Consider the following 3,339-nt stretch of genomic DNA (forward strand, 5'->3'; position numbering starts at 1 on the left):
AGATCGTCGCGAAGCTGCGGCAGGTCGACGTGCTGTTGTCCCAGGGGCGCCCGGTCGCGGAGGCGATCCGGGCCATCAGCGTGACGGCGTTCACGTATTATCGCTGGCGCAAGGAGTTTGGCGGGCTGAAGTCCGACCAGGTGAAGCGTCTGAAGGATCTGGAGAAGGAGAACGAGCGGCTGCGCAAAGCCGTCTCGGATCTGACGTTGGAGAAGCTGATCCTCAAGGAAGCTGCCTCGGGAAACTACTTCTCTATTCGGGGTTCATAGGTCAACTCCCTTGCGTGCGCATCCTGGATCGGCGCGCGAACGGTCCTGCGGAGCTCTTGCTTCTCTCCGAGGTCGGCCTGTGCCGCCTCATGATGGGATCAGAGGGAGTGGGCGGAGCCATCTAAGCCGCGCGCTCGGCAGAACCGACGCTCGAGTTTCCTCGGTCTCGCCCGCTCCCATCGTCCCCGCAGGGCCCCCTCCACGCCGGAGGAGCTCGGTATTGCGTGATGCTAAAGCGCGGGCCTCAGGCCGCCGTGGCGGAWGCGGCCGACCAGCGGAAGTCCGTCTCGTCGCGCCACATGCGGTGCAACACGATGGCCAGCTTGCGAGCGACGGCCACGAGCGCCTTCTGCATGCCTCGGCGTTTGGCCACGGCCAACCCCCAGACCTTCAGGGAGGACCACGGGCCGCGCGGGCTGGTCAGCAGCACGAGCGCGGCTTCATAGAGCGCAGCGMGCATCATCGTGTCCCCGCACTTCGAGACCCGCCCGCCCCGCATCGTCTCACCGGACTGGTAAAGCCGCGGCGTCAGACCGAAATGCGCCCCGACGCATTGCGATCGTCCGAAACGGGCCGGGTTGTCGACGCATGTGCGGTAGGTCAGCGCCACGACCGGCCCAACGCCGGGTGCGGTCATCAGCCGTCGGCAGATCGGATCGATGCGGACCTGGTCCAGCAGCATCTTGTGCAGCTTGGCGAGTTGGGTCCGCAACGCGGAGCGAGCCTCCAGCAACGGTAGGACCACAGCCGCGACGAAGGGCAGATCGAGCACGAGGTCTCGCACGCGCTGCTCGAAGCCGGCAGCTCCCACGACACCGACCTTGAGGCCAAAATTGCGCAGCTGACCTCGTAGGTCGCTCTCGATGTCATAGGCCTTACGCTGAAGCAATTTGCGCGAGGTCAGGAGCAGGCGGCGTTGCTGGCTGGCTGGCGTCTTGACGTGGACCGGCTTGAATAGGCCGACACGCATCATCTGAGCGATACCCATCGCGTCGTTGCGGTCGGTCTTGTTGATKCGCGCCGAAAGGGCGGCGTGCATGTGACGGGTTTCGACGCAGATCGCCGGCAACCCAGCTTCGACCAGGCCGGCGTAGAGCCATGGCGAGAGAGGCCCCGCCTCCAGGCCGATACGAGCATAGCTGTGGCCGAGACCGATGAGGTGTTTGCAGATCACCTCAGGATGGCTCTCGACGGTGGTAYGGTGCACGACCTTACCGTGCGGATCGACGATGCAGATGGCGGTCTCTTTCACGGAGACATCGAGGCCGACATGGTGCTGGTGGTTCATGGTGGGACTCCCGCGTTGGATCGGAGCGCCACTATGCCGCCGCTTCAACCGCGCGAGGCGCCCCGAATACCCCATCTGAGCCCCGCCCGTCGCCGCGCCTGCATCGACCATGCCCGGCTCGCTCTGAAGAGTCGGAGCGGCGGGTCTGCCGTGTGCTCGGGCAGCATCGCTCGACACAACGTCGGATTCCGCACGGACGCGACGATGAGGAAAAGCTCATCGCCGATATCGTCGAGCTGATCCGCAGCCTCCAGGAGGAAGCTATGGCTGCGCTTGCCGGTCACAGTGAGCTGTTCCGCAGCGGGTGCTCAACCTGCAACGCCGGCTCAGCGATTCCGAGATCGACATGCATCAGATCGGCCCGGCCACGATTCAGCGGTGGCTCTAGGCAAGGCGTTCTCTCGTTGCCATGAGGCGTTGCGGCGTCTCAGCGCCCTTCTGCCATTCGCAGGATGGATAAGCCCGCCGTATGGGAAACCGCGGGCCTCTGACTTCTGTCAGGACTTGGCGGTTTCGTCCATCGCCGGGAAACTGGCTTTGCCCTCCTGTCGGCTGCGGCCGGTACATCCGCGGCGACGCATCGACTGGAGAGCAGGCAGGTGTCGTATGGCAACGCGCAGGCAACGAGATGATGACGACTTTGGTTCCCGCGAGGCGCGAAAATCTGTGGTCATATGCTGTGAGAGAATCTCTCGCCGGAGCGACTACGCAGCCGACGATTCAAGGCTTCTTGCCAGGTAGCGGCACCTGCGGATGAAACGCCCAGACCGTGCCGCTGACGCGATGGTTTGGCGTCGTCTCCACTACGTCCCCATTAGGCAAAGTCTTCTTCACCTTCGGCCCGAGGAACGAGACGATGTGAAGGCGCGCGCGATGGATTGGGTCGCCCCCGGGAACGTTTTGCTCCAGCACGTCAACGATGCCCTGGCCCACAACAGCCTCAACGACTGCTGTGTGGTGAGGGCGCTTCTCAACAGTCGTTCCCCCCGTTTCCCAATCACCGTTCGGATGCGTCGTTTTCACCTCGGTCCTGTCTTCCCAGACGAAGTTGCGGAACTGTAGAATGTCGCCAACGACAACGTCGCGGCGCAGATCCTTCACCAGTGTGCCCCAGATATAATCGCCGTCAGTTCCAACCTTGCCGCCCATGAGTTGGGTTGAGGTCTTGCCGCCGCAGTCAGTCAGGGCGGTTTCAAGCATGGTCCAGCATTCGCCATCACCGATTTTCTGACCGATACGCTTGATGCTCCAGGCCACGAGATCATCGGGAAGAGCCATGTCCGCCTCCGGTAAGGAGCTGCAGCCGAGATGCTACGCGGCGGACATACCGGGGACAATACTCAATGAAGCGTGCGGGGTGGGAACCGCGTCAGCGAGCTCACGTTATCGTGCAGCCCAAGCGAGGATGACGATGAAAACCCTGATGAGCGCGCTCGTGATCGGATCGACTATGGCACTGGCGGCGTGCAATCCGCTGGAGAGCCAGCCTGTCGGCAACTCCAATGTCCCGCAGCCCGCGAAGCCTGTGGAGCTGAAGCGCTATCTCGGCAAGTGGTACGAGCAGGCTCGCTATGAGGCGGGTTTCCAGAAGGGCTGCGAGGCGGTCACGGCGGAGTATTCTCAGAAGTCAGACGGTGCTGTTGCGGTGGTCAACTCCTGCCACCAAGGCGGCTTGACGGGATCGGTGAAGACGGCAGAGGCCACGGCCCGAGTCGTCGATGGCTCCAACGGATCGAAGCTCAAGGTCACTTTCTTCTGGCCGGTCGAGGGGGACTATTGGGT

3 protein-coding genes and 2 pseudogenes are annotated in these 3,339 nt (G+C 63.2%); 3 read left to right on the forward strand and 2 right to left on the reverse strand.

Translation table 11 applies throughout. The annotated features are described in order from the left end of the window. Positions 1 to 2: 2 nt before the first annotated feature. Positions 3 to 254: pseudogene (locus tag AC1DVA_RS27055) on the forward strand (transposase); the annotation flags it as partial. Between the two features lie 259 nt (positions 255 to 513). On the opposite strand, the gene AC1DVA_RS27060 reads toward AC1DVA_RS27055, so the two are convergent. Further along, entirely contained in the window at positions 514 to 1,557 is a 1,044-nt protein-coding gene (locus AC1DVA_RS27060) for an IS110 family RNA-guided transposase (protein WP_476807942.1), read from the reverse strand. A 48-nt stretch (positions 1,558 to 1,605) separates the two neighbouring features. Here AC1DVA_RS27060 and AC1DVA_RS27065 point away from each other — a divergent pair. Next, positions 1,606 to 1,802, forward strand: a pseudogene (locus tag AC1DVA_RS27065) (IS3 family transposase); the annotation flags it as partial. A gap of 475 nt (positions 1,803 to 2,277) precedes the next feature. Here the strand turns inward: AC1DVA_RS27065 and AC1DVA_RS27070 are convergent. After that, positions 2,278 to 2,835 carry a hypothetical protein gene (locus AC1DVA_RS27070; protein ID WP_265055236.1) on the reverse strand — a complete coding sequence of 186 codons (558 nt, stop codon included), beginning with the start codon at positions 2,833 to 2,835 and terminating at the stop codon, positions 2,278 to 2,280. 133 nt (positions 2,836 to 2,968) lie between these two features. On the opposite strand from AC1DVA_RS27070, the gene AC1DVA_RS27075 reads away from it, so the two are divergent. Then, a partial coding sequence (locus AC1DVA_RS27075; protein WP_476807943.1) for a lipocalin family protein occupies positions 2,969 to 3,339 on the forward strand: 371 nt, incomplete at its 3' end.

It is taken from the genome of Allobosea sp. P4_C6, from assembly GCF_056402015.1.

What these genes read in the sequence shown, in the direction of transcription:
- AC1DVA_RS27070 (WP_265055236.1), bottom strand. Translation starts at nt 2,835, where the DNA reads ATGGCTCTTCCCGATGATCTCGTGGCCTGGAGCATCAAGCGTATCGGT.